This window comes from Azospirillum palustre (assembly GCF_002573965.1).
GTDB classification, from domain to species: Bacteria; Pseudomonadota; Alphaproteobacteria; order Azospirillales; family Azospirillaceae; genus Azospirillum; species Azospirillum palustre.
The window spans coordinates 1938156-1962525 of the sequence record NZ_PDKW01000043.1; the positions used below are offsets into that span (position 1 = coordinate 1938156).

Genomic DNA, 24370 nt, shown 5'->3' on the forward strand with positions numbered 1-24370 from the left:
GTCACGGCAGACGCACTGAAGCTTCGGACACGGGCCATCACCGGCCGGGCCCGGTCCGGAGGCTGGCGTCAGCCGACGGCGATCAGGGAGTCGATCTGCCGGCGCAGGTCGTTGGGCTGAACCGGCTTGTGCAGGATGCGGATCTGGTCCGCCTTGGCCGCAGCCATCAGTTCCGCCCCGGTGTCGCCGGTCAGGATGATCGCGGGCACGGTGACCCCGCAGGCCTCGCGCACCGCCCGCACGGCGGTGATGCCCGACCAGCCGTCGCGCAGCCGGTAGTCGGACAGGATCACGTTGGGCAGCGGGCAGCCGGGCAGCTTCGCCAGGACGGTTTCCACATCCTCGGCGGCAAGCACCTGATAGCCCCAGGTGTCCAGCATGATCTCCATCCCGGCCAGAATGATCGACTCATCGTCGATGACGACGGCAAAACGGTCCGGTGTTGTGCTCATGTCCATTTACGATTGCAGGCCGCTGAGGTTATGACAAGGAAACAGTATTGGTACGATTTTGACGAGCGCAAGATCACAGGCTGCAATTTTCCATAGCTTGGGCTCGGGTGATTTGCCGCACCGCGCTTGCCGCAGGGATGACGGCCCGATACCTTCGCCTGAATCATGGCCCCGACAGGCTGTTCAGACATTTCCATAGCACAGCGGAACCGCCGCCGTCATGCCCACTGCCTCCACCGGCCCCACTCTGCCCGAGTCCGGCTTCACCGACATCCGCCAGGACGGCTGGATCGCGCGGAAGCTCCCGCCCCGCGTGCGCCCTTATGTCACACTGGCGCGACTCGACCGTCCCATCGGGACATGGTTGCTGCTGTTCCCCTGCTGGTGGAGCGTGGCGCTGGCCATGCCGCAGCCCTTCCGCGACTGGCCGACGCTGCTCTGGCTGATGGCGCTGTTCGGCGTCGGCGCGGTGCTGATGCGGGGCGCCGGCTGCACCGTCAACGACATCCTCGACCGCAAATTCGACGCGATGGTGGAGCGCACCCGCTCCCGCCCGATCCCGTCGGGTCAGGTGACGGTGCGTCAGGCCCTGGCCTTCCTCGCCGCCCAGCTTCTGGTGTCGCTGCTGATCCTGGTCCAGCTGGGGACGACGGCCATCGGGCTGGGGGTGCTGTCGCTGCTGCTGGTCTTCACCTACCCGCTGATGAAGCGCATCACCTGGTGGCCGCAGGCTTTCCTGGGGCTGACCTTCAACTGGGGCGCCCTGATGGGCTGGGCCACGGTTCAGAACGACGTCGGCTGGCCGGCCTTGGCGCTCTATGTGACGGGCGTCGCCTGGACGCTGGGCTATGACACCATCTACGCCCATCAGGACAAGGAGGACGATGCCCGCATCGGCGTGAAGTCCACCGCGCTGCGCCTGGGCGACCAGAGCAAGATCTGGATCTATGGCTTCTACACCCTGACCTATGTCGGCATCGGCATCGCCGGACGGCTGGCGGGCTTGGGCGGGCTGTTCCTGCCGGTGCTGTCGCTGGCGGCCCTGCAACTGGCCTGGCAGGTCGCGACCTGGCGGCCGGACGACCAGGGCGATTGCCTGGACAAGTTCAAGTCCAACCGCTGGTTCGGCTGGCTGGTGCTGGCGGCCATCCTGGCGGGGAAGATTTAGGAACTCGACATCCGCACAAACGAAAAGGGCGGAGCCAAGCCCCGCCCTTCCTGAAAAGCTGAAACTATGCCGCTGCTCAGCGCTCGCTGGTGTCGGCCAATTGGGCGACGGCGTTGCCGGAGCCGGGCTTGCGGCCGGGAGCGATGGTGCGGTGGCTGCCGGGACCGGAAAGCTCGGCGACCGTGACCGGGGCGGACTGCGCGCTGGACGGCTTGCGCGACGGCAGCACGGCGACGTCGATGCGCTGCGGCTTCTGCGGCGTCTGGGTGGCGACGGCGGTCGTGGCCAGGCTCTGCGGCTTGCGGCCGGGCACCGAAACGCTGAGGTTCTTCTGCGGGTGCAGGGAGGCTTCCATCATGCGCGGGCCGTTGGCCTTGGCGCGGCCGCGCGGGCTGCTGGCGAAGCCCTGGTCCATGCCGCGGTCGCCGGCATCCAGCATCCGGCCGCCGCGCTGGTCATCGGACTCGCCTTCCGGCAGGATGAAGCCGTAGGCGGCGTAGACGCGCAGACCCATCTGGTCGGTCGGCTCGTGCCAGACGCGGACGGCGGACCAGTCGTTGTTGCGCGAGACGTCGACCACCCGCATGCCGCGGCGCAGACCGTCGCCATCGATCCAGCTGTGGTCGACCTCGATGGTGCGGCGGTCGATCACCGCGCTGACCAGCGAGACGTGGCCGCGGCGCATGTGGCCGGTGCGCTTGAAGACGAGGACGGAGCCGATGGCAGGGCGGTGTTCGCGGTCATACTGGCCGGCGGCATGATCCCACCAAGTCCAGGCGTCGCCGCGTATGGTGAAGTCGGAGATGGAGCGGACCGTCCGAACGCAATCGCCGTCTTGTGCGGCGGCCGTCGACACGGTAAGGGGGCTCAGCGCGATCAAAGCCGCAAACGAAAGGCCGATGGCGGTTCCCCTCTGCCGCATGACTCCCCCAATCCCTCTGTTTTCCCCTGATGGAAACGGGTAACACGGGTTCGCAGCTGTGTCTACACCGTTTGAATTATGTAACATTGATAAGCCGCCGCCAGCCTTCCTCCCAACAGCGGAGCCCCTTGGGAAACCTCGTATGAACAATGCATCTCCGCCAGATTTCGTCCGCGATAACACGACGCTGACGACCACGCCGCTGTTGCCGGAAATCCAGCTTCATCTTGCCACCGAAGTCACTCCACTCTGGCAGGCGACCGAGGAGACCTTGGCCGCCACCAATTTGCCACCGCCATACTGGGCTTTCGCTTGGCCGGGGGGGCAGGCTGTGGCGCGGCTGGTGCTCGACCGGCCGGAGCTGGTGGCCGGCAGGTCCGTGCTCGATTTTGCCGCAGGCACCGGGCTGGTCGGCATCGCCGCGATGAAGGCGGGGGCGGCGCGGGTCCAGTCCTGCGACATCGACCGTTTCTCGCTGGCCGCCATCGCGCTGAACGCCGAGGCCAATGGGGTGGAGGTCAAGCCGGTCAGCGCCGATCTGGTCGGCCGGCCGCTGCCGGGCATCGACGTGGTCCTGGCCGGCGACGTCTGTTACGAGCGGCCGATGGCGGAGCGGGTCACCGCATGGCTGCGCGGGATCGCCGCCACCGGCACGCTGGTGCTGCTGGGCGATCCCGGCCGCGCCTATTTCCCGGCAAGCGGCGTCGAGAAGCTGGCGGCCTACACCGTCCCGACCTCGCTGGAGCTGGAGGACCGGGAGGCGCGCGAAACCGCCATCTGGCGCCTGTTGCCCGACGCGTGATGCCTGACGCCTAACGGTTAAGGCGCGACACGGCCAGTCGCAGGTCGGCCAGGAAGGTCGGCTGCTCCACCAGCTGGCCGCGCAGCAGATAGCTGGGGTGGAAGGTCGGCACCACCTCCACCCCGTCCAGCAGGCGGCAGGGCAGCACCGTGCCGCGCAGCTGCAGGATGCCGTTCTCCCCGGTCAAGGCCCAGGTGGGCGTCCGGCCGAGCGCCACGATCACCGATGGGCGGTAGTCGGCCAGGGTGGCGCGCAGATGGTCGATCTCGCCGGCGAACTCGGCCAGCAGCCGGTCCGACGTGCCGAAGGCGCCCCAGCTCTCGTCGATCTCCCGCCCCTCCTTGCGGGCGCGGGCGCGCGAGGAGAAAAAGTGCCCCACCTTGTTGCCGGGCGGCTGATAGCGGAAGACATTGGCGACCAGGCATTCCGCCCGCTCGATGCCGACGGCGGCCAGCGATTCGTCCAGCAGCTTGCCGCTGCGCCCGACGAAGGGGGTGCCCTGCCGCGCCTCCTCCGCCCCCGGCGCCTCGCCGACGATGGCGAGCCGCGGCCCGTTCACCGGCTTGGTCGGGTACTGGTAGTCGGCGAAGGGCATGTCGGTGCGCGGGTCTGTCATCGGATCGGTTCCAAAAGTGCAGCTGGCAAAAGTGAATCGCGAGAACTCAAGACAGGGCGCCGGACTTGCCGAAGCACCGCCCCGAACCCAAGCTTCTAGCCGGTACGCTTCTAGCGCAGACCACCAGCCAAGGCCACCAACAGGGGAGAGATCGGGATGACACCACAGGCACCGACGACGCAGGAACTGGCGGCCAAGACCTGCGAACCCTGCCGCGGCGGGATTCCGCCGATGGACCGCGCGATGGCCGACTCCTATCTGGTGCAGGTGCCGGGCTGGGTCCTGAAGGAGGGTCCCGACCGCATCGAGCGCGACTTCCGCTTCCCCGACTTCGTTCAGGCCCAGGCCTTCGCCACTCAGGTGGGCGACCTGTGCGAGGCGGAAGGCCACCATGCGGAGATCCATTACGGCTGGGGCCACTGCTCCGTCGCCTTCTGGACCCACAAGATCAAGGGCTTGCACGAGAACGACTTCGTCATGGCGGCGAAGGTCAACGGGCTGGCCGACGCGCCTTACGTGCCGGCATCGGTGGGAACCCCGCCGCCGCCCTATGTGCAGGGGGCATGAGAAGCAAGGGCGGGGGCAAGGCCTTGCCCTACCCCCACAGCTCCGCCGACGGCGGCTGCACCACCGCGCCGTCATAGAGCAGACCCGGCTCGCGGTCGCGGGCGAGCAGCAGCGGGCCGTCGAGGTCGACATAGCGCGCGCCCTGCCCCACCAGCATGGCAGGCGCCATCGCCAGCGACGTCGCCACCATGCAGCCGACCATCACCTCGAAGCCCATGGCGTGGGCGGCGGCGGTCATCGCCAGTGCCTCGGTCAGGCCGCCGGTCTTGTCCAGCTTGACGTTCACCACCCGATAGAGCCCGCGCAGCCGCTCCAGCGACTCCAGCCCGTGGCAGGATTCGTCGGCGCCGAGCGGCACCGGGCAATCGACCCCGCTGAGCGCCTCGTCCTGGCCGGCGGGCAGCGGCTGCTCGATCATCTCGACGCCCAACCCGGCGAGCACCGGGGCAAAACGGTGCAGCTGGTCCAGCGTCCAGCCCTCGTTGGCGTCGACCACCAGCCGGGCGGCGGGAGCGGCGGCGCGGACGGCGGCGACACGGTCGAGGTCGCCGTCTCCCGTCAGCTTCATCTTCAGCAGCGGATGACGCGGCGCCCGTTCCCGCGCCGCGGCGGCCATCGCGGCGGGCTCGTCGACGCTCAGCGTGTAGCAGGTAACGAGCGGCCCCGGCGGCTGGGCCAACCCGGCGAGCGTCCAGGCCGGCACGCCGCTGCGCTTGGCCTCCAGGTCCCACAGCGCGCAGTCCAGCGCGTTGCGGGCGGCACCCGGCGGCATCAGCCGGCCCAGCGCCACGCGGTCGAGCCCGCCGGCGACCGCACCGGCCATCCCCTCCAGCGCGGCGGCGACGCCATCGACGCTCTCGCCATAGCGGGCGTAGGGCACGCATTCACCGCGGCCGCGGTGGGGACCGTCGGTCACCTCGGCCACCACCACCGCGGCCTCGGTCTTGGCCCCACGCGAGATGCGGAAGGCGCCGCGGATCGGAAAACTCTCGCGACGGACGGTCAGCTGTTGGGCGGACATGCTCTGCAACCCCGAAACGGAACAGGGCCGGGAGTGTATCCCGGCCCCGCTCCATAAGGCGACAGGCTTGAGGCATGAGAGCCGGCGGCGTCAGCGTTCCTGAAGGATGACGCCGTACCAGCCCAGCCCCTTGTAGGTCTCGTAACCCGGCGTCAGGGCGTAGCCGACCAGACGGTTCTTGTCGTCGATGTAGTGGCCCATGGTGCCGGCGGCGCGGCGCAACGGAACCGTCTCGGTCAGCATGCCACGGCCGTCGGAAGACGCGATGACGCGGTGGCGGGCGTCGAGCAGCAGACACCGCGACTTCTCGCGCTCGCCGGCCTCCAGCCGCACGCCCTCGACCACCGCGGCGGCCTGCGGCTCCCAATCGAAGAAGATGCCGAGCACGCCGATGGCGTCGCTGTCCGCCTCGCCGTCGCGGCGGATGGCGGTGGCGTAGGTGGCGACGACGCGGTCGTCCAGGCTGCGGTTGCGGGCGACGTCGCCGACGGTGAACTCGCCGCCGTTGCGGGTGGCCAGCGCCTGGCGGAACCACGGCTCGTCCGACACGTTGGCGCCGCGCGCACCGGGATAGCGGTCGGGCCGGCCGTTGGCGATGACGGTGCCGTTGCGGTCGGCGATCCAGAGGTCGAGATAGACGGTGTAGGATTCCAGGATCACGCCCAGCCGGCGCGAGGCATGGCGGCGCGCCTCCTCCGTCGGATCGGCGGCGCAATCGACCACCGCGCTGTCGGTCGCCCACCAGCGCACATCGCAGGACCGCTCATACAGGTTGCGGTCGATGATCTCGATCATGTTGAGCGACAGGTCGGCCAGCCGCTTGCCGTGCATCTCCTGCACCATGGCGCTGCCGGTGGTGGTCAGGTGATCGACGCGGGCGACGATCTCCGACCGCAGTTCCTTGGTGATGCTGTTGACCTGGGTCGAGATCTCCGACACCTCGTTGGCGACCACGGCGAAGCCGCGCCCGGCGTCACCGGCCCGCGCCGCCTCGATCAGGGCATTCATGGCCAGCATCTTGGTGCGCCGGGTGATGTCCTCGATCAGGGACACCTTCTTCGAGGCAACATCCAGCACGCCACGCGACAGTTCGAACAGATCGGTGCCCGCCATGCTCATCGTCTTGTCCCCCGTCATGACCGTCCCTGCAATCTCCAAATCAAAAGCCGTGCCAACGGTCACCGGCGCTCCGAAAGCGGGCCACCCCTCCCGGTTTCCGCGGCACTTGGCCGCAACCGACAGTCCGCCACCCGTCCCATCAGGGTTAGCATCCGGTTAAGCTGCTGAAACAACAGGCATACTGGCGTGGGGTTGCTCAACAGGTTGCGAACTTGCCATCGGCGCGGCAGTCTTGTTGCGGACACGTAACATGAATTCGCCACGAATTCGCAATAAAAATTCTTATTCGCACCACCAGACGCCAGATCAATTCCGCATTGCAAAAAGCCCATCCACATTCTGTGCACATTCGCCGGGCAGTTGATGCGGCGCGCACCGATGCACCGCAGCATCCCCGTCAGGCGACGCGGTGCATCTCGTCCAGGAAATGCTGGACTTCCCGGGTCAGGCGGTCCGCCTCCGCGGCCATGCGCCCCGATGCCGCGAACACCTCGTGCGCGGTGCCGCTGGTGCGGCCGGCGGCGTCGGTGACGTCGCGGATGTCGTCGGACACCGCGCGGGTGCCGGCGGCGGCCTGCTCCATGTTCACGACGATCTCGCGCACGGCGGAGCCCTGCTGCTCGATCCCGGCACTGATGCCGGCGGCGATCCGGTTGATCGACTGGATGGTGTGGCCGATGCCGACGATGGAAGTCACCGCCTCGTCGGTGGAGGACTGGATGGCGGAGATCTGCGCGGCGATGTCGCCGGTGGCCTTGGCGGTCTGATCGGCCAGCCGCTTCACCTCCTGTGCCACCACGGCGAAGCCCTTGCCCGCCTCGCCGGCACGGGCCGCCTCGATGGTGGCGTTCAGGGCCAGCAGGTTGGTCTGGCTGGCGATGTCGTTGATCAGGGTGACGACGTCGCCGACCGTGCGCGCCGCACCGGACAGGGTGCCGACCAGCGCGTTGGAGCGTTCGGCCTCGCCGACCGCGGACTCGGCGACACGGGCGACATCGCCGATCTGGCGGGAGATGTCGGCGATGGAGGCGGACAGCTCCTCCGTCGCGGCGGCGACGCTGCCGACATTGCTGCCGGTCTGTGCTGCGGAGGCCGCGACCGACGACGCCTTGCCGGTGGCCTGGGTCGCGTCCGTCTCCATGGTCCGGGCGGAGACCTCCAGCCGGTGGGCGGTATCGGCCACCTCGCTGCACACGCTCTGAATCTGGCCTTCGAAACGCTGGGTCACGCCGGCGAAGCCGGCAACCTTCTGCGAGATGCTCTCCGTCGCCGCATTGATGGTGCGGCTGGCGTGCAGGAAGCCGCCCTGCATGCCGCGCAGCACGATGCGGCGGAAATACTTGTGTTCCGACACCGCATGCATCGAGGCGGTCGCCTCGCGCACGAAGGCGTCGGTGCGATCGATGGCGTCGTTGGTGGCGTGCATCAGCTCGCCCAGCGCCCCGCCCTCGCGGATGCCGATCACCCGCGCCTCGAAATCGCCGGCGGCGACGGCGCGGTTCACCCGCGTCAGCAGATCGACCGCCGCGCCGGCACGGCGCAGGAACAGCAGCGCCCCGCCCAGCGCCGCCAGACCGGCCACCGCCAGACCGGCGCGCAGCGCCAGACCGCCCATTTGCAGCAGATCGGCAACCAGCAGCGCCGCCAGCGCCACGCCAGCCAGCACGGCCAGTCCGCCGGCCCGCGTCAGCGACGATGCCCCGGAAGAGGACGGCTTGGAGGACGGCTTAGAGGGAGAAGACGAATTCGTCATACCCGATCCCCTTCTCCGCCAGCAGGGCGAGGACGGCGGCGAAACCCGCCTCCATCCCCTGCTTGCGGTCGGCATGGCTGTTCTCGATGTCCAGAAGCTGGCGGTAGAGCGGGATGACCTTGTCCAGAGCCGCCCGCTCCGGCACCCGGCGGGAGGAATGGTAGCCGATCACCCGCCCTTCGGCGTCGAAGCTGGGCGTGACATGGGCGAAGACCCAGTAATGGTCGCCGTTGCCGGCACGGTTGACCACATAGGCGAAGATCTCCTTCCCCGCCGCCAGCGTGTCCCACAGCAGCTTGAAGACGCAGCGCGGCATGTCGGGATGGCGGACGATGGAATGGGGCGCCCCCATCAGGTCGGCCTCGTCATAGCCGGCGACCCGCTGGAACACCCGGTTCGCGTAGGTGATCCGCCCCTTCAGGTCGGTTTTGGAAACGATGACTTCATCCGGGTCGAAGAAGCGTTCCACCCCCGTCAGGGGGACGTCGCGTCGTGCCATGTGCCTTCCGGTCTCCCGCTTCCCAAACCCGCACGGTCTCAAGCGCCCGATTGCAGCAGGTTTCGGCGGCAGGAACGGAATATGTCCGGATCGGCATGCCGCACGATATCCCGCAATACGGGAGCCGCAATGAAATGCACTCTAATGTGACGGAAGGCGACAGGAAAGACCCTACCCATTGCGAGACCGAAATATTTGGGTGACCATCATCCGGGTGGATGAAATTCCGCTCATTCCGGCGGATAGGGCACAGTCAGCGAACGGTCCGCTGGCGGATTGTCCACCGTCACCACGGTGCCGTCGGGCCAGCGCACCTCGACCTGCTCCACCTCGTGCAGCGGCCCCAGCCCGAAATGGGCGACCGGTTCGCCCTGGCACAGATAGCCGGCCCCGGCGCAGACCGCCCGGCGCTGGCGCCGGCCGCCGGCGGTCAGGATGACGACCGCGCCGCGGGCCGGAGCACCGAAGGGGGTCAGCGGCTGGACACGCAGCCAGCCATTGTTGGAGGCCGCCGGGCGGTAGACGGACAGCGGCTGCCCGGCTCCGTCGTGGAGGCCATGGCTGTTGCCGTGCGCCAGCACCAGCTCCAGGCGGCCGTCGCCGTCGATGTCGGCCGCGACCGCACCGGTGCCCAGCCCCTTCGGCTCGGCCGCGTCGCCAAGCTCCAGCTCCTGCCACTGGTCGTTGCGCCAGCCGAACAGGCGGTTGGGCTCGCCATGGGCGTGGAAGAACAGCTCCTCATAGCCGTCATTGTCGAAATCGGCGGCGACGACGGTGAAGATGCGGCCGGGCATCGACAGGTCGGCCCCGGCCGATTCGACGAAGGCCCCGCCCATGCGCTGGTGGAAATGGCGCTGCGCCCCGTCCCAGGTGCCGACGACCAGATCGAACAGCCCGTCGCCATCGACATCCAGCGCCGCGACCGCACGGCCGGACGGACGCGAATCGGCGATGCCGCGCTCCTCGGCGATCTCCTCGAAATTACCGTCGCCCAGGTTGCGGAACAGCTGGTTGGGGCCGCCGTCGTTGACCGTCACCACATCCATATGGTCGGACACGATGGGCAGAACCGTGACGCCGCGCGCGGCACCGATGGAGTCGAGCCCCGCCTCCTCCGCGCCATCCTCCAGCCGGCCGCGCCGGGTCAGCTCGTACAGGCGCAAGGGACCGCCGTCGGTCGCCACCAGGAAGCCGTAGCGGCCATGGCCCCAGCGGTCGATCGCCGCCACCGCGCCCGCGGCGGTGTGGTTGGCCGCCCCGGCATTCTCCGCCTGCGCGAACAGGTCGAGCCAATGCTTGCCGAAGCAGGCGAACAGCCGGTCGGCCATGTCCTTGGTGCCGGTGGCGCGGTCGGAATTGACGATGTACAGCTCCTCCCGCCCGTCGCCGTCGATGTCGGCGGCGGCCAGCCCCAGCGCCGGGCCGGCGGGATCGGCGAGCAGCGGGTTGGCGATGTCGACCAGGCGGCCGTCGACCCATTTCAGGACGAGGTTGGCGGAGCGGTAGCCGGCCACGACCAGCTCGAAGGCGCCGTCGCCGTCGATGTCCGTGACCGCAATCCCGTTCGATGGCCGCGGCGGGTTCTCGGCGATCAGCGACGAGCAATCGAGGAACATCGGCACCCTCTTGTCCCGTGGTCGGTCCACCCCGTCGCCCAGGAGTCCATTCAAGGCCTTTCAAGACAGACCTTTGGAGCCATTGGGCTTTCGTGCGGTGTATCCCTGTTGATACCCCGTCCCTGCCCGGCCGTAAACCCGGACGGAGGATCAAGGACGGCCTATGTCCGATGCCGCATCCCGAATCCATGGCGGACGGCGGCGGGCCCGGAACGCAAAAACCCCTCCGGCGCTAAGGACGCCGGAGGGGTTCGACCCGTTCGAACGACGGGTTGGCTCAGATGCGCTTCTTCGCGCCGCCATTGCCGACGGCACCGCCGGCCGGGCGTTTTGCCGCGCCAACGTCGTTGCCGGCCGACTTCTCCGCCGGCTTGGCCGCCGCGGCGGCCTTGGCCTGCTCGCGCGCCGGCAGCTCGATGTTGACCTCCAGCGTCGAGCAGTCGCCGCCGCGGTCCAGCTTCACCTCGACCTTGTTCTCGTCGATGTTGACGTATTTGGCGATGACCGCCAGCAGTTCCTGCTGGAGCATCGGCAGATAGTCGGGACCGCTGCGCCCGGCGCGCTCGTGCGCCATGACGATCTGCAGACGCTCCTTGGCCTGGACGGCCGACGCGCGCGGGGCCGCGCGGAAGAAGTTGAAGATGCTCATGCGCTCCTCCGCAGGAGCCGGCTGAACAGGCCCTTCTTCTGGGGGGTGACGAAGCGGTGCTCGATGTCCTCGCCCAGGAAGCGGCCGACCGCGTCAGAATAGGCCAGACCGGCGTTGGAAACCTCGTCCAGGATCACCGGCATGCCGACGTTGGAGGCGCGCAGCACCGCCTGGCTTTCCGGAATGACGCCGAGCAGCGGGATCGCCAGGATCTCCAGCACGTCGTCGACCTTCAGCATCTCGCCCTTCTCGACGCGCTCCGGGTCGTAGCGGGTCAGCAGCAGCTGCTGCGTCACCGGCTCCAGCCCCTGCTCGGCCCGGCGGGAGCGCGAGTTAAGCACACCCAGAATCCGGTCGCTGTCGCGCACCGACGAGACTTCCGGGTTGGTGACGATGATCGCGTGGTCGGCGAAATAGAGCGACATCAGCGCGCCGCGCTCGATACCGGCCGGGCTGTCGCACAGGATGTAGTCGAAGTCCTTCGACAGCTCGTTCAGCACCTTCTCCACGCCTTCGCGGGTCAGCGCGTCCTTGTCGCGCGTCTGCGAGGTCGGGAGGATGTAGAGGTTCTCGATCCGCTTGTCCTTGATCAGCGCCTGGTTCAGCTTCGCTTCGCCGTTGATGACGTTGATGAAGTCGAAGACCACCCGGCGCTCGCAACCCATCACCAGGTCCAGGTTGCGCAGGCCAACGTCGAAATCGATGACGACCGTCTTGAAGCCGCGAAGCGCCAGCCCGGTTGCAAAGGCCGCGGACGAGGTCGTCTTGCCGACACCGCCCTTGCCGGAGGTCATGACGATGATCTTGCTCAACGGAGCCTCTCCCATAATCCCAAAGTTGCCGTCACCGATACCGAACACCGTCCGAAGATTGTCGCCTTCGGACAAGATTCCGCCGCTACTCTCCTCAGGCGGTCTTCAGCAGATCCATGCTGAGGACGCCGTCGCGCAGGAAAACCTGCACGGCTTTCTTATAAAAGTCACTGCCGATGTCTTCGCTGACGCGATAATTGCCTGCGACCGATAGCACCTCGGCCTCCAGGCTGTGGCAGAAGATGCGGGCGTTGGTGTCGCCGGAGAAACCGGCCAGCGCCCGGCCGCGCAGCGCGCCATAGACATGGATGTTGCCGTCGGCCAGCAGCTCCGCTCCCGGAGAGACGGAGCTGGTGACGATCAGGTCGGTCTTCTCGGCATAGACCCGCATGCCGGAGCGCACCGGCTCCGTCACCACCAGCGTCGGACGGTGGACGACCTCGATCAGCACCTGCGGCGCCGGGATCGGGGTCTGCTGATCCGGCTGGCGCGGATCGGGGGCCTTCACCACCTCTTCCAGCTTGGCGGCGCGGCCCGACGGCATCGGCGTCAGCCCGACGGCCATCGCCGCCTCGCGCACCGGTTGCGGCCCGCCCTGGAAGCCGACCGGCAGCAGATGCAGCGCCTGCACCTGCGCCACGAAGGCGCCCAGATCGAAGACGATGCTCTCCGGCAGGTCGTCGAAGTCCAGCACGACCGGCGCGTTGTGGAAGAAGTTGGGCGCCTGGCGCACCTTGACGTTCAGCTGGGTGAAGAAATTCGGCGATGTCGGGGCGAAAACCTTCAGCACCATCATGGTGAAGGAGTTGCCACGCAACTGGAACGGCACATCCCGTTCGGCGACCTGACTGGCGCTGCTCACCGTAGCCTTCCCGTTCGTTCCTGCCGTCCCGTGCCGTGCATCGGGTTCACCGCATCCGGGTCACCCGAGTGCCCGGCCCCGCCCCGGAACCGCCGTTGCGCAGTCCCGGCATCGAGCCAGCCAATCAGCGCCTTCTAGCCGTCCACACCGGTCGGATTCAAGAGATTCCCCGCCGGCACGGGTGACAATCCGAAGCCGTGCCGCCGCCCGCCCTTCGGCAAACGCCCGCCGTCTCCGGCCATCGGCGGCCACGACGTCCGGAGACGCCAGGCACGACGACCTGAGATCGCAGCCCACCCCGGAAGGGGACAGGCCAGGGTTGCAACATGTCTTCCGATTTCCCCCGTTGTCGACCATAGTAATGAAAGCCCGCGGCAGCGGCAAAGCCTTTCGGCCGCCTCAGTCGGAAGGCTAAGCCACCGGCCGGACCGGCTCGGCGGAAAGGGTTACCAAACCCGCTCTGGCGGCTTTCCTGCGGCACCCACACCACATCTGGTATGAATATTTTGCGTCGGCCGCAATTTTGCCTGACGCGCCGCGTTATGACCGGTACAGTCAGGTTGCGTGGCTTCCAACGACGACGAGGTTCTCTTGCACCTTGCTTCGCCCACCGAGCACCCTCCCAGTCGGCCCGCAGCCGTATGTTGGGATCCGGCATGTCCGGATCGGGCACGGCGCCCGGCAGCAGCCCCCGGCGAAGCACCCATCAGCACGCACCCATGCGACCGGTAGAGCCTCCCCCCTGCGGGAGGTTTTTTTGTGCCCAGACGTCTTGCTTGCGGAAATCGGCTCCCCCCACCACCATTCGAGGAGATGCGACATGGCCAAGCGTTCGAGCAAAGGCATCGCTGACGCGGGCGACTCCACCGTCCACCCGCTGTTCCCCGGTATGAGCGCCCCCGCCGCCTTCGGCTGGGACCCGCTCGGTGGGAGCGAGGATCGCCGCGACCAGAGCTATCTCCGCAAGGTGAAGCCGCAGAACCCCAACCAGAAGCTCCTGATGGAGGCCATCAAGACGCACAATCTGGTGGTGGCGCTGGGCCCGGCGGGGACCGGCAAGACCTACATCGCCATCTCGTCGGCGGTGGAGGCCCTGGAATCGGGCAGCGTCGACCGCATCGTCCTGTCCCGCCCGGCCATCGAGGCGGGGGAGAGCATCGGCTACCTGCCCGGCGACATGCATGAGAAGATGGCGCCCTTCCTGCGCCCGCTCTACGACGCGCTGACCGACCGGCTGGGCTCCAAGCGGCTGCGCACCATGATGGCCGACGGCACCATCGAGATCGCCCCGGTCGGCTTCATGCGCGGCCGCACCCTGAACAACGCCTTCGTGGTGATCGACGAGGCGCAGAACTGCACCTATGCCCAGATCAAGATGCTGCTGACCCGGCTGGGCTGGCATTCCACCATGGTGGTGACCGGCGACCCCGACCAGACCGACCTGCTGGACAATCTGTCCGGTCTGGCCGACATCGCCCGCCGGCTGGAGGCGGTGGAGGGCATCGCCGTCGCCCGACTGACAGAGAAGGACATCGTCCGCCATCCGCTGGTCGCCAGCATGCTGACCGTGCTCTGAGCAGAAGCGTTCACCGCCAGGTTGCGCGGGAGGGGCGGCCGCCGCGCCTCCCGCGGACCGCGGCGGTCCCGTTCGCCGGACACACCCTGCTATGGTTGCAATTATGACATTTCGTTGAACAGAACATAGGATATACGAACAATAAGCCTTGACCTTCGGCCGCGGCGCGGCAAAAGTCCCGAAAATTTTGGGGCTATCGCCGTTTCGTTGCCGGAAGGGACCGCCGCCGTGACCGTTGCCTTGTTCGAACGCATCAGCATCAAGGGCAAGATCGCCCTGATCCTGGCCGCAGCCGGCCTTGGGCTGGCCCTGGTCGCCGCGGTCAGCCTGATGAGCCTGCGGGCCGAGATGATGGCCGACCGCCAGGACAAGACCCGCAACGTCGTCGAGGTCGCCCACAGCCTGATCGCCCATTTCGAGGCGCAGGAGCGCGCAGGATCCCTGCCCCGGGTCCAGGCCCAGGCGCAGGCCAAGGCGGCGCTGAAATCCCTGCGGCACGATGGCGAGGAGTATTTCTTCATCACCGACCTCGCGCCGCGCATGATCATGCACCCGATCAAGCCGGAACTGGACGGCACCGACGTGTCGCGCAACGCCGATCCCAACGGCAAGCTGCTGTTCCAGGAGTTCGTCCGGGTGGTGAAGGCCGAGGGCGCCGGATTCGTCGACTATCTCTGGCCGAAGCCGGGGTCGGCGCAGCCGGTGGCGAAGCTGTCCTACGTCAAGGGCTTCGCCCCCTGGGGCTGGCTGATCGGCTCCGGCATCTACATCGACGATGTCGACGTTGCGTTCCGCGAGGCCGCGTTGCGGCTGGCAGGAACCGGGCTGCTGATCGGGCTGGCCGCCGTGCTGCTGGCCCTGCTGGTCAGCCGGGCCATCGTCCGGCCGCTGGACGGGCTGGGCCGCGTCATGGAGGATCTGGCCGGCGGCGACAGCGCGGTCACGGTTCCCGGACTGGGCCGCGGCGACGAGATCGGCGCCATGGCCCGCACCGTCGAGATCTTCCGCGTCCAGCAGATCGACCTCGCCCGCCACTGGGACCGGCAGAAGATCGAGCACCGGGTCACCGAGCAGCGCGCCGGCGCCCTGAAACGGCTGACCGACCGCTTCGACGCCACCATCGCCGAGACGATCCGCACCGTCGGCGCCGCCGTCACCACGCTGGAAACCACCGCCCGCGCCCTGTCCGCCACCGCCGACCGCAACCGGCGCGAGGCGACCTCCGTCGCCAGCGCATCGCAGCAGGCGTCCAGCAGCGTGCAGACCGTCGCCTCGGCGGCGGAGCAGCTGACCGGCTCGATCGCGGTGATCGGCGAGCAGGTGGTGACCTCCTCGACCATCTCCACCCAGGCGGTGGAGGCGTCGCACAAGGCGGGCGAGCGGATCGACGGGCTGGGTCAGGCCGCCCAGAAGATCGGCGAGGTGGCCGACCTGATCGCCGGCATCGCCGGGCAGACCAACCTGCTGGCCCTCAATGCCACCATCGAGGCCGCCCGCGCCGGCGAGATGGGCAAGGGATTCGCCGTGGTGGCGGGCGAGGTGAAGACCCTGGCCAACCAGACCGCCAAGGCGACCGAGGAGATCGCCCGCCATATCTCGGACGTGCAGGAGGCGACGCGCGCCGCGGTGACGGCGATCCGCGAGATCGGCTCCATCGTCGCCCGCAGCGACGAGATCGGCACCTCCATCGCCGCGGCGGTCCAGCAGCAGGGTGCGGCCACCGGCGAGATCGCCCGCAGCGCCGGCGAGGCGGCGGAGGGCACCCGCCAGGTCTCCACCAGCATCGACGCCGTGTCCGACGCCGCCCGCGAGACCGAACGGTCGGCCGACGCCCTGCTCGATGCCGCGGGCGGCTTGTCGCGGCAGGCGCAGGGGCTGCGCGGCATGGTCGATTCCTTCCTGGTCAATGTCGGGGCGATCAACGCCGCCCCGCTCGCCGATCTGCACAACGCGCCGGCCGGAGTAGATTCGGCCGGAAACTCCGAAGTGTCCGCGATCTTCATGCCCTGGACCGATGCCCTGGCGGTGGGCGAGGAGGGCATCGACACCGACCACATGATTCTGATCGCCTTGATGAACGAGGCGGCATCGCTGGCCGGACAGGCCGGCCGGAGCGGCGGCGACCGCCGGGCGTCGGCCCAGGCGCTGGGCGAGGCCGTCGGCCGGCTGCTCGCCTACACCGCCCTGCATTTCGAGCAGGAAGAGCGGCTGATGGACCGGTGCGGCTATCCCGATGCCAGGGCCCACAAGGCGCAGCACGAGGCGCTGCGGGCCCGTGCCGATGAGTTGCGCCGCCGCCTGGACGCCGGCGACTCCGTGGCGGACGAGCTGCTGGCGCTGGTGCGCGAATGGCTGTTCGAGCACATCCAGCGCGCCGACAAACGCATCGGCGAGCATCTGGCGGCACAGGGTGGAGCACGGGGCGGAACTGTCGCGGCACGTGCGGCCTGACCGGCACGGGCGGTGCGCGACGATGTGACCTCACCTCTTGACCTGGGCGGCGGGCAGCCCCATTCCTGACGGACCATGAAGACACGACTCCTGCGCATCGCCGCCGCCTCCGTCCTCGCCATCGCCGTGTCCGCCGGTATCGCCTGGTGGCAGGTGCGCAGCGCCACCACCACGGTGGAGAGCGGCACGAAGTCCGCCGTTCCCATCGGCGGTCCCTTCACCCTGACCGACCATCAGGGCAAGACGGTCACGGACGCCGACTTCCGTGGCAAGTATATGCTGATCTATTTCGGCTATACCTATTGCCCCGACGTCTGCCCGACCGAACTGGGGGTGATGACCCAGGCGCTCGACCAGCTGGGGCCGAAAGCGGAGCAGGTCCGGCCGGTTTTCATCACAATCGACCCGGACCGCGACACTGTGGCGCACATGAAGGACTATGTGGCGCTGTTCCACCCGCGGATGGTCGGGCTGACCGGCACGCCGGAGCAGGTCCGCGACGCCGCGCGCGCCTACCGCGTCTATTATGCCAAGGCCCCGCAAAAGGACGGAAAACCGGACGAGTACCTGATGGATCACTCCAGCTTTATTTACCTGATGGGCCCGGACGGGAAATTCGTCGGGGTGTATCCGGGCGGCACCGGCGCCGACAAGATCGTGCAGGATCTGTCGGGGCGCATCGCGGGCTGATCGGGGCGGACCGGCCGCGGACCGGGTGAAAAGCGGCGGAAAAACCCTGAAAAGCGGTCATACCACCGGGTTTTTTCGCATGCTGGAGCGGGACAACGCGCCGCAGCGCGGCAAAAACGATGTCTTTTCCGCTCTTTTCTATTCTTTTCAATGACTTACACCACAGGTTTTGCGACTTGACAGGGTAACGCCCCGACCGTATGGTCTCGCCGCTTTCGCATGGCTGCGAGCCAAGCGTGATTGAGAGGCGGAATGACCGACAAATCGCCCCCCGATCCCTTGGATGACCTCGAAGCCCGGCTGCGGAAGGCGCGTGAGGGACAACGCGGCTGGTCGGGCGGACCCGGTAGTAAATACCACCGTCCGCCGCAGGGCGCTCTCGGCACCGCCTGGCGCATCGGGACGGAGTTGGTCGCCGCCATGATCGTCGGCGTCGGCGGCGGGCTTCTGCTCGATCGCTGGCTCGGCACCGCGCCCTGGGGACTGATCGTCATGTTCTTCCTGGGGGCTGCGGCGGGAGTGCTGAACGTCTACCGGGCCGTCACCGGCTTCGGCATCGCCGCCGGCTACCGCCGGCCCCCTGGGGACGACAACGAGCGCCAAGACGGCGACGCACACTGAGCGAGGACGACCTTGGATCCGCTGCACCAGTTCCAAATCAACCCGTTGTTCCAGATCGTGCTCGGCGGCTACGACGTGTCCTTCACGAACTCGGCCTTCTTCATGGTCGTGGCCGTGGCGGCGATCTACGCCCTGCTGGTCATGGGCGTGGCGAACAAGTCGATGGTTCCGGGCCGCCTGCAGTCGCTGGCCGAGATGTTCTACGAGTTCGTCGCGAACCTGGTGCGCGACAACGCCGGCCACGACGCCAAGCCCTATTTCCCGTTCGTGTTCTCGATCTTCATGTTCGTGCTGATCGGCAACATGATCGGCATGATCCCGTACACCTTCACCTTCACCAGCCACATCATCGTGACGTTCGCGCTGGCAGCGACGGTGTTCGTGTTCGTGACCATCCTCGCCCTGCTGAAGCACGGCCTGCACTTCTTCTCCTTCTTCATGCCGCATGGCGCTCCGATCGCGCTCGCCCCGATCCTCATCCCGATCGAGGTGATCTCCTACGTGATGCGCCCCGTCAGCCTCTCGATCCGACTGTTCGCCAACATGATGGCCGGTCACACGATGCTGAAGGTCTTTGCCGGCTTCACGGTCATGATGATCAGCGGTCTCGGCGCGCTGGGCTTCGTCACCGGCCTCATCCCGCTGGCGATCAACGTCGCCCTGACCGGTTTCGAGTTCCTGGTGGCTTTCCTGCAAGCCTACGTCTTCTCGATCCTGACCTGCCTGTACATCCGCGACGCCCTGGAACTGCACTGAGCAGCGCCTGACAGTCGTCGGACCTAAGTCCACCAACAGTTCCAACAAGTTCACCCTTACCTAGAGGAAGAGAGTACTATGGATCCTCAAGCCGCCAAGTTCATCGGTGCCGGTCTTGCCGTTATCGCCCTCGCCGGTGTCGGCCTGGGTATCGGCAACATCTTCTCGACTCTGATCGGCTCGATCGCCCGCAACCCGGCCGTCCAGCCGAAGGTCTTCCCGATCGGCATTCTGGGCTTCGCGCTGACGGAAGCCGTCGCGCTGTTCGCCCTGCTGATCGCCTTCCTGATCCTGTTCGCCTAAGGCCAGAGCGGCTTTCAAAAAACAGCTCTGACGCGGCGCCGGGCTTCTTGATCGAAGTTTCGGCGCCGCTCCTTTGCCTAGGGGGACCGATCATGCCGAACCTGTTGGCCAAAGGCCGGCTGGCCCGCTGGTCGGGCGTGGCGGGCGCTTCGCTCGCTACCCTCACCACGATGGCCGGCACCGTCCTGGCGGCCGCGGCGGAGCACGCTCCGAACGCGGCGCACGGCGGCGAGCACGCTTCCGGCGGCCTGCCGCAGCTCAATCCCGCCAATTTCCCGACCCAGATCTTCTGGCTGGCTCTGACCTTCGGCGTTCTCTACTACCTCATGTCCAAGAAGGCGCTCCCGCGCGTGGCCGAGGTTCTGGAAGCGCGTCAGGAGCGCATCTCGCGCGATCTGGCGAAGGCCGCCCAGCTGAAGGAAGAGGCCGAGGCCATCCTGGCCCAGGTCGAGAAGTCCCTCGCCGGCGCCCGCGCCGAGGCCCAGGGCGTCATCGCCCAGGCCGCCGCCGGGATCGAGGCGAACAGCCAGGCCCGTCAGGCCCAGCTGAACGCCGACATCGCCGAACGACTGAGCACCGCCGAGGCCTCCATCGCCGCGGCGAAGGAACAGGCCCTGGCCAACATCCGCGCCGAGTCGGCCGGCATCGTCCGCGACATCACCGGCCGTCTGGCCGGCGTCGACGTCGATCAGGCCCAGGCGGATGCCGCCGTCGCGGCCGTGCTTGAGGAGCGCCGGGGATGAACGCACCTGAATTTTGGGTCTTCGTCGCCTTCGTCATCTTCATGGCCCTGGTCTGGAAGAAGGCGTCCGCCACCATCGGCACCGCGCTGGACGGCCGCGCCGAGCGTATCCGCTCCGAACTGGACGAGGCCGAGCGTCTTCACAAGGACGCCCAGGCCCTGCTGAACGGCTACCAGAGCCGTCTGGCCGACGCCAAGAAGGAAGCGGAGGCCGTTCTGGCCCACGCCCGTGAGGAAGCCGCCCGTCTGCAGGCCCAGGCCGGTTCCGACCTGGAAGCGTCGCTGAAGCGTCGCGAGGCCCAGGCCATGGACCGCATCGCCCAGGCGGAAGCCTCGGCGCTGGCCGAGGTCCGCAACCTGACGGTCGACGTCGCCATCGGCGCCAGCCGGCGCGTCCTGGCCGGCGGCCTGCCCCCGGCTCAGGCCGACAAGCTGATCGAGCAGTCGATCGGCGAGCTGCCGAAGCACCTGCACTGATCGGTACGCTTGGCCCAGCTCCGTCGCGACGATTGTTGCGGTGCGAGCAACGGACTTTAGAAAAACCCCGGCCTTGGCGCCGGGGTTTTTCTTTGGTCGAATGGAACGGTCCCGTCCTTCTCCACCGCCCTCCCCCTTCGCCCGGCCGGAGTTCCGTTCACCGATGTCCGACACCGCCCCCTTCCCCTCCGTCTTCGTTTCGCACGGCGCCCCCACGCTGATCCTGGAGACCAGCGCCGGCCGCGACTTCCTTGCCGGGCTGGGCCGCAAGCTCGGCCGGCCGAGCGCCATTCTGGCGGTGTCGGCCCATTGGACCACCCGGGTGCCGGCGGTCAGCGGGGCGACGGCGCCCGAGACGGTTCACGATTTCTACGGTTTCCCGGACGAACTCTACCGCATGCGCTATGCCGCTCCCGGCGCTCCGGCGCTGGCCGGCCGGGTGGCGGCGATGACCGGCGCCGTGGTCGATCCGTCGCAGGGGCTCGACCATGGTGCGTGGGTGCCGCTGATGCTGATGTATCCGGAGGCCGACATCCCGGTGGCGCAGCTGTCGGTGATGCCCTACCGCAGCGCCGCCGACCACATCGCGCTCGGCCGCCTGCTGGAGCCGCTGCGGCGCGACGGCGTCCTGATCCTCGCCAGCGGCGGCGCCGTTCACAATCTGCGGGAGTTCCGCTTCGGCGGGAACAGCGCCGCCCCCTGGGCCACCGGCTTCGCCGGCTGGCTGGATAAAACGCTTGAGGCCGGCGACACGCAAGCCGTTGGCAATTGGCTGGACGCCAGCCCCGACGCCCGCCGCGCCCACCCGACCGACGAGCATTTCCTGCCGCTGCCGGTGGCGCTGGGTGCCGCCGGTCCGCGGCCGAAGACCGAACGGCTGCATGCCGGCTTCGAACATGGCAGCCTGGGGATGCACGCCTACGCCTTCACCAGCGCGCAAGCTGACGCAGAGGCCGATGCCGCCTGACCTTTGGCGGTACTCCGTCGCACACTTGTCTGTTTGCCTGGGGGGATAGCCAAGCTACAATCCGCGCGCGCGGCGACCGGCCGTTCAATGGTTGTGGCCGGTCGGATGCGGGAATCCTCAGGCACAGCGCGAGCGGGAGTCGGTGTGAAGCGGAACGGCATTCTGTCCCGGAGCGGCCGCCGGACCCGATTCCGCGACATGACCGTGTCGGCGCGGGTGGGCGCCGGCTTCGGCATCGCCCTCGGGCTGGTGGTCCTGCTGGCCCTGGTCGGGCTCGGCTGGTTCTACGCGGTGTCGCGCGACATCGGCGCCTTCTCCGGCCGCGCCGACCTGTCGCAGGTGGCGGCCGACGCCGACGTCAGCCTGCGCGACATGGAGGTCGCGGTGCGCGACCATCTGACCTACGGCGACGACCAGAGTCTTCTCGACGCCTCCTGGCGGCACGACACGCTGCGCGACCGGCTCGACGCCCTGTCCAAGACCGTGGTGGAAACCGCAGATCGCCAGGGCATCGACAAGGCCCGCGCCGCGCTGGAGGATTACTGGGCGGCGGTGCAGAAGCTGATCGCGCTGCGCAGCGACCGCAACGGCCAGATGACCGGCGTTCTGGAACCGCTGGTCGCGGAAACCCGCCGCAAGCTCGACCAGCTCAAGAATGCCGGCGGCGTCGATTCGACCGCACTCGCCAGCGATGCCGCCATCGCCACCCTGCTGATGCAGGAACATCTGACCCGCTACGTCGACCGCCGCGATCCGCAGGATGCGGAGGCGATGCGCACCCAGCTTGCCGCCGCCCGCGACCGGCTGGCGGAAATGAACCGCTATCTGTGGGTTCCCGGCACCAAGCAGTCCATCGACGAGGTCACCGCCCTGCTGGCGAAGGCGGGCGGGGTTCTGTCCGCCATCGAAGGCTCGGTGGTCGAGGAGGACAATCTGCGCGCCGAGGCGATGGCGGCCAACGCCGCCGGCATCGCCGCCAATCTGGGTGAGATCCGTCGCCGGGCGGAGGCCGGAACCCAGGCGCTGCGTGTGTCTCTCACCGATGGTCTGTCCGGCTATACCAGCGTCGCGCTGTGGATCGGCGGGTTGGTCCTGCTGGCCGGGCTCGTCGCGCTGTGGCTTGTCCAGCGCAGCGTCGCCGGTCCGGTGAGGACGATGGCGACCGCTGTGACGGCGCTGGCCGCCGGCCGCACCGACCTGACGCTGCCGGCGCTGACCGGACAGGACGAGATCGCCGCCATGGCCCGCGCGGTGGAGGCCCTGCGCGGCACCGCCGAGGATACCGAACGCGAGCGCCGCGAGGCGGAGGTCGAGCACACCCGCCTGCTGCGCGAGAAGGCGATGGCCGATGCCGCCAGCCGGGCCAAGAGCGATTTCCTCGTCAACATGGGCCATGAACTGCACGGTCCGCTGACCGAGATCGTCAATGCCAGCCAGGCGCTGATGACCGACCTGCACCGGCTGGGCGTCGACGAGCTGGCGACCGACGTCGAGCACATCCAGTGGACGGGCGAGCAGCTGACCGGTCTGGTCGACGCCATCCTGGACTATGCCAAGGTCGAAGCCGGGGCGATGGATGTCTGCCTGCAGGATTTCGATGTCAACCGGCTGCTGACCGAGGCGCGCGAGCGATCGATGCCGGCCGCCGACCTCTATGGCAATGCGCTCGAGTTGTCGGCGCCGGCCGCGCTCGGCCAGATGCATTCGGATTTCACCAAGGTGCGGCAGACGCTGCTGAACCTGCTGGACAATGCCTGCAAGTTCACCCAGGACGGCACCGTCAGCCTGTCGGCCGAGCGAATGGAGCGCGACGGCGCCCGCTGGTACCGCTTCACCGTCGCTGACACCGGCCGCGGCTTTGCCACCGCGCAGACCGGCCGGCTGTTCCAGCCCTTCGTCCAGGGCGCCGGCAACGGCGCCGTGGCGACCCGCGGCCAGGGCAAGCCGCGCGGCGCCGGGCTGGGGCTGACGCTGGTCGGCCATTACACCGCCATGCTGGGCGGCGACATCGAGGTGGCGAGCGAGCCCGGCCAGGGCACCCGCATCGCCATCGCCCTGCCCGCCGTCTATGAACCGCCGGCGGAGGAGCGCCCGCTTCAGGTCGAGGCGGTCGGCAACGCCAAGCCGCTGCTGCGGGTCGCCGCCCTCAAGCCGGCCGGGCATCTCGCCACCACCACCTCGATGACGCAGATCGGCCCGTAAGGCCGACGGATCGGATCAGCCGGTCAGAGACGCGGGCGCGCCGTATCCTCGGGCGCGTCATTGTCGTCGATGGGCTGGCCGTACTTCATCCGCCGCATCTTCTCCGCCACCCGCGCGATCTCGTCGGGGGGCAGGATCGCCGGCTCGCCGAACTGCTGCGCATAGAGATACTGGCGGGCAAGCGTCTCCACCTCGACCGCAAGCGCCAGGGCGCCCGCCACGCTGCTCCCCAGCACGATCATGCCGTGGTTGGCGAGCAGGCAGGCGAGCCGCCCGTCCAGCGCCGTCAGGGCGTGATCCGACAGGTCCTGTGTGCCGAAGGTGGCATAGGGGGCGCAGCGGATCGAATCGCCGCCGGCCAGCGCCACCATGTAATGGAAGGACGGGATGCCGCGGCCATGCACCGCAAGCGCGGTGGCGAAGGGCGGATGGGCATGGAGGACGGCGGTCACGTCCGGCCGCGCCCGCAGGATGTCGCGATGGATGCGCCATTCCGACGAGGGCCGGCGGTCACCGAGATAGGTGCCGTCGAACCCCATCTCGACGATGTCGGCCGGGGTCAGCGCGTCATAGGGCATGCTGGTCGGCGTGACCAGGAAGCCGCCGTCGATCCGGTGCGACAGGTTCCCCGACATGCCCTGGTTGATGCCCAGCCGGTTCATGGCGAGGCAACCGTCGATGACGGCCTGACGTTCGGAAAGGTTGGTGGTCATGGCGGGCGCATCCG

25 protein-coding genes are annotated in these 24370 nt (G+C 68.2%); 13 read left to right on the plus strand and 12 right to left on the minus strand.

Going from position 1 to position 24370, the window contains the following annotated elements:
- Window positions 1–68: 68 nt before the first annotated feature.
- Complete coding sequence (locus CRT60_RS31440) at window positions 69–452, minus strand: response regulator (RefSeq protein ID WP_244592860.1); 384 nt, start codon at window positions 450–452, stop codon at window positions 69–71.
- Between the two features lie 220 nt (window positions 453–672).
- On the opposite strand from CRT60_RS31440, the gene ubiA reads away from it, so the two are divergent.
- Window positions 673–1620, plus strand: a complete 948-nt coding sequence (gene ubiA / locus CRT60_RS31445; protein WP_098740351.1) for a 4-hydroxybenzoate octaprenyltransferase — start codon at window positions 673–675, stop codon at window positions 1618–1620.
- A 76-nt stretch (window positions 1621–1696) separates the two neighbouring features.
- On the opposite strand, the gene CRT60_RS31450 is transcribed toward ubiA, so the two are convergent.
- On the minus strand, window positions 1697–2476 hold the full coding sequence (locus CRT60_RS31450) for a CHAP domain-containing protein (protein WP_244592861.1): 780 nt from the start codon (window positions 2474–2476) through the stop codon (window positions 1697–1699).
- A gap of 208 nt (window positions 2477–2684) precedes the next feature.
- Here CRT60_RS31450 and CRT60_RS31455 point away from each other — a divergent pair, with 208 nt between their 5' ends.
- A complete protein-coding gene (locus tag CRT60_RS31455; protein WP_098740353.1) occupies window positions 2685–3344 on the plus strand; it encodes a class I SAM-dependent methyltransferase in 660 nt (219 codons plus the stop codon).
- 10 nt (window positions 3345–3354) lie between these two features.
- Here CRT60_RS31455 and CRT60_RS31460 read toward each other — a convergent pair whose 3' ends face one another.
- Window positions 3355–3960, minus strand: coding sequence for a uracil-DNA glycosylase (locus CRT60_RS31460; RefSeq protein ID WP_098740354.1), 606 nt, complete (start codon window positions 3958–3960; stop codon window positions 3355–3357).
- Between the two features lie 156 nt (window positions 3961–4116).
- Between CRT60_RS31460 and CRT60_RS31465 the strand changes: the two genes are divergently transcribed.
- Window positions 4117–4527 carry a 4a-hydroxytetrahydrobiopterin dehydratase gene (locus CRT60_RS31465; protein ID WP_098740355.1) on the plus strand — a complete coding sequence of 137 codons (411 nt, stop codon included), beginning with the start codon at window positions 4117–4119 and terminating at the stop codon, window positions 4525–4527.
- Window positions 4528–4555: 28 nt separating this feature from the next.
- On the opposite strand, the gene dgcA is transcribed toward CRT60_RS31465, so the two are convergent.
- From dgcA to minC, 8 genes are all read right to left on the minus strand, one after another.
- Window positions 4556–5548 carry an N-acetyl-D-Glu racemase DgcA gene (gene dgcA / locus CRT60_RS31470; RefSeq protein WP_193548471.1) on the minus strand — a complete coding sequence of 331 codons (993 nt, stop codon included), beginning with the start codon at window positions 5546–5548 and terminating at the stop codon, window positions 4556–4558.
- Window positions 5549–5638: 90 nt separating this feature from the next.
- The gene (locus CRT60_RS31475) at window positions 5639–6685 is read right to left on the minus strand and encodes a methyl-accepting chemotaxis protein (protein ID WP_098740357.1); all 1047 of its coding nucleotides are present in this window, start codon (window positions 6683–6685) and stop codon (window positions 5639–5641) included.
- Between the two features lie 379 nt (window positions 6686–7064).
- The gene (locus CRT60_RS31480; protein ID WP_098740358.1) at window positions 7065–8420 is read right to left on the minus strand and encodes a methyl-accepting chemotaxis protein; all 1356 of its coding nucleotides are present in this window, start codon (window positions 8418–8420) and stop codon (window positions 7065–7067) included.
- Window positions 8395–8919 (minus strand): PAS domain-containing protein, encoded by a 525-nt coding sequence (locus CRT60_RS31485; RefSeq protein WP_098740359.1) that lies wholly within the window; start codon window positions 8917–8919, stop codon window positions 8395–8397. Before CRT60_RS31485 ends, CRT60_RS31480 begins: the two co-directional genes overlap by 26 nt.
- Before the next feature lie 230 nt (window positions 8920–9149).
- Window positions 9150–10535 carry a CRTAC1 family protein gene (locus CRT60_RS31490; protein WP_098740360.1) on the minus strand — a complete coding sequence of 462 codons (1386 nt, stop codon included), beginning with the start codon at window positions 10533–10535 and terminating at the stop codon, window positions 9150–9152.
- Window positions 10536–10812: 277 nt separating this feature from the next.
- Window positions 10813–11184 (minus strand): cell division topological specificity factor MinE, encoded by a 372-nt coding sequence (minE, locus tag CRT60_RS31495; RefSeq protein WP_098740361.1) that lies wholly within the window; start codon window positions 11182–11184, stop codon window positions 10813–10815.
- On the minus strand, window positions 11181–11996 hold the full coding sequence (gene minD, locus CRT60_RS31500) for a septum site-determining protein MinD (protein ID WP_014247062.1): 816 nt from the start codon (window positions 11994–11996) through the stop codon (window positions 11181–11183). Before minD ends, minE begins: the two co-directional genes overlap by 4 nt.
- A 94-nt stretch (window positions 11997–12090) precedes the next feature.
- Window positions 12091–12858: a septum site-determining protein MinC gene (minC, locus tag CRT60_RS31505; protein WP_098740362.1), complete on the minus strand. Its 768-nt coding sequence runs from the start codon at window positions 12856–12858 to the stop codon at window positions 12091–12093.
- A gap of 820 nt (window positions 12859–13678) precedes the next feature.
- Here minC and CRT60_RS31510 point away from each other — a divergent pair.
- From CRT60_RS31510 to CRT60_RS31555, 10 genes are all read left to right on the plus strand, one after another.
- A complete protein-coding gene (locus tag CRT60_RS31510) occupies window positions 13679–14434 on the plus strand; it encodes a PhoH family protein (RefSeq protein WP_098740363.1) in 756 nt (251 codons plus the stop codon).
- A gap of 228 nt (window positions 14435–14662) precedes the next feature.
- A complete protein-coding gene (locus CRT60_RS31515) occupies window positions 14663–16885 on the plus strand; it encodes a bacteriohemerythrin (RefSeq protein ID WP_098741123.1) in 2223 nt (740 codons plus the stop codon).
- A 75-nt stretch (window positions 16886–16960) separates the two neighbouring features.
- Complete coding sequence (locus tag CRT60_RS31520; RefSeq protein WP_098740364.1) at window positions 16961–17575, plus strand: SCO family protein; 615 nt, start codon at window positions 16961–16963, stop codon at window positions 17573–17575.
- 252 nt (window positions 17576–17827) lie between these two features.
- Complete coding sequence (locus CRT60_RS31525) at window positions 17828–18196, plus strand: AtpZ/AtpI family protein (protein ID WP_098740365.1); 369 nt, start codon at window positions 17828–17830, stop codon at window positions 18194–18196.
- Between the two features lie 12 nt (window positions 18197–18208).
- Entirely contained in the window at window positions 18209–18952 is a 744-nt protein-coding gene (locus tag CRT60_RS31530; protein WP_098740366.1) for a F0F1 ATP synthase subunit A, read from the plus strand.
- A gap of 78 nt (window positions 18953–19030) precedes the next feature.
- Window positions 19031–19255, plus strand: a complete 225-nt coding sequence (locus CRT60_RS31535) for an ATP synthase subunit C family protein (protein ID WP_012973363.1) — start codon at window positions 19031–19033, stop codon at window positions 19253–19255.
- Window positions 19256–19347: 92 nt separating this feature from the next.
- A complete protein-coding gene (locus tag CRT60_RS31540) occupies window positions 19348–19998 on the plus strand; it encodes a F0F1 ATP synthase subunit B family protein (RefSeq protein ID WP_098740367.1) in 651 nt (216 codons plus the stop codon).
- A complete protein-coding gene (locus CRT60_RS31545) occupies window positions 19995–20474 on the plus strand; it encodes a F0F1 ATP synthase subunit B family protein (protein WP_098740368.1) in 480 nt (159 codons plus the stop codon). Before CRT60_RS31540 ends, CRT60_RS31545 begins: the two co-directional genes overlap by 4 nt.
- 163 nt (window positions 20475–20637) lie before the next feature.
- Entirely contained in the window at window positions 20638–21441 is an 804-nt protein-coding gene (locus tag CRT60_RS31550) for a DODA-type extradiol aromatic ring-opening family dioxygenase (protein ID WP_098740369.1), read from the plus strand.
- 198 nt (window positions 21442–21639) lie between these two features.
- A complete protein-coding gene (locus CRT60_RS31555) occupies window positions 21640–23643 on the plus strand; it encodes a sensor histidine kinase (RefSeq protein WP_244592862.1) in 2004 nt (667 codons plus the stop codon).
- Between the two features lie 23 nt (window positions 23644–23666).
- Here CRT60_RS31555 and CRT60_RS31560 read toward each other — a convergent pair whose 3' ends face one another.
- Window positions 23667–24356, minus strand: coding sequence for a class II aldolase/adducin family protein (locus CRT60_RS31560; protein ID WP_098740371.1), 690 nt, complete (start codon window positions 24354–24356; stop codon window positions 23667–23669).
- Between the last annotated feature and the right edge of the window lie 14 nt (window positions 24357–24370).

What these genes read in the sequence shown, in the direction of transcription:
- CRT60_RS31440 (WP_244592860.1), bottom strand. Translation starts at nt 452, where the DNA reads ATGAGCACAACACCGGACCGTTTTGCCGTCGTCATCGACGATGAGTCG.
- ubiA (WP_098740351.1), top strand. Translation starts at nt 673, where the DNA reads ATGCCCACTGCCTCCACCGGCCCCACTCTGCCCGAGTCCGGCTTCACC.
- CRT60_RS31455 (WP_098740353.1), top strand. Translation starts at nt 2,685, where the DNA reads ATGAACAATGCATCTCCGCCAGATTTCGTCCGCGATAACACGACGCTG.
- CRT60_RS31460 (WP_098740354.1), bottom strand. Translation starts at nt 3,960, where the DNA reads ATGACAGACCCGCGCACCGACATGCCCTTCGCCGACTACCAGTACCCG.
- CRT60_RS31465 (WP_098740355.1), top strand. Translation starts at nt 4,117, where the DNA reads ATGACACCACAGGCACCGACGACGCAGGAACTGGCGGCCAAGACCTGC.
- dgcA (WP_193548471.1), bottom strand. Translation starts at nt 5,548, where the DNA reads ATGTCCGCCCAACAGCTGACCGTCCGTCGCGAGAGTTTTCCGATCCGC.
- CRT60_RS31475 (WP_098740357.1), bottom strand. Translation starts at nt 6,685, where the DNA reads ATGACGGGGGACAAGACGATGAGCATGGCGGGCACCGATCTGTTCGAA.
- CRT60_RS31480 (WP_098740358.1), bottom strand. Translation starts at nt 8,420, where the DNA reads ATGACGAATTCGTCTTCTCCCTCTAAGCCGTCCTCCAAGCCGTCCTCT.
- CRT60_RS31485 (WP_098740359.1), bottom strand. Translation starts at nt 8,919, where the DNA reads ATGGCACGACGCGACGTCCCCCTGACGGGGGTGGAACGCTTCTTCGAC.
- CRT60_RS31490 (WP_098740360.1), bottom strand. Translation starts at nt 10,535, where the DNA reads ATGTTCCTCGATTGCTCGTCGCTGATCGCCGAGAACCCGCCGCGGCCA.
- minE (WP_098740361.1), bottom strand. Translation starts at nt 11,184, where the DNA reads ATGAGCATCTTCAACTTCTTCCGCGCGGCCCCGCGCGCGTCGGCCGTC.
- CRT60_RS31510 (WP_098740363.1), top strand. Translation starts at nt 13,679, where the DNA reads ATGGCCAAGCGTTCGAGCAAAGGCATCGCTGACGCGGGCGACTCCACC.
- CRT60_RS31520 (WP_098740364.1), top strand. Translation starts at nt 16,961, where the DNA reads ATGAAGACACGACTCCTGCGCATCGCCGCCGCCTCCGTCCTCGCCATC.
- CRT60_RS31525 (WP_098740365.1), top strand. Translation starts at nt 17,828, where the DNA reads ATGACCGACAAATCGCCCCCCGATCCCTTGGATGACCTCGAAGCCCGG.
- CRT60_RS31535 (WP_012973363.1), top strand. Translation starts at nt 19,031, where the DNA reads ATGGATCCTCAAGCCGCCAAGTTCATCGGTGCCGGTCTTGCCGTTATC.
- CRT60_RS31540 (WP_098740367.1), top strand. Translation starts at nt 19,348, where the DNA reads ATGCCGAACCTGTTGGCCAAAGGCCGGCTGGCCCGCTGGTCGGGCGTG.
- CRT60_RS31545 (WP_098740368.1), top strand. Translation starts at nt 19,995, where the DNA reads ATGAACGCACCTGAATTTTGGGTCTTCGTCGCCTTCGTCATCTTCATG.
- CRT60_RS31550 (WP_098740369.1), top strand. Translation starts at nt 20,638, where the DNA reads ATGTCCGACACCGCCCCCTTCCCCTCCGTCTTCGTTTCGCACGGCGCC.
- CRT60_RS31555 (WP_244592862.1), top strand. Translation starts at nt 21,640, where the DNA reads ATGACCGTGTCGGCGCGGGTGGGCGCCGGCTTCGGCATCGCCCTCGGG.
- CRT60_RS31560 (WP_098740371.1), bottom strand. Translation starts at nt 24,356, where the DNA reads ATGACCACCAACCTTTCCGAACGTCAGGCCGTCATCGACGGTTGCCTC.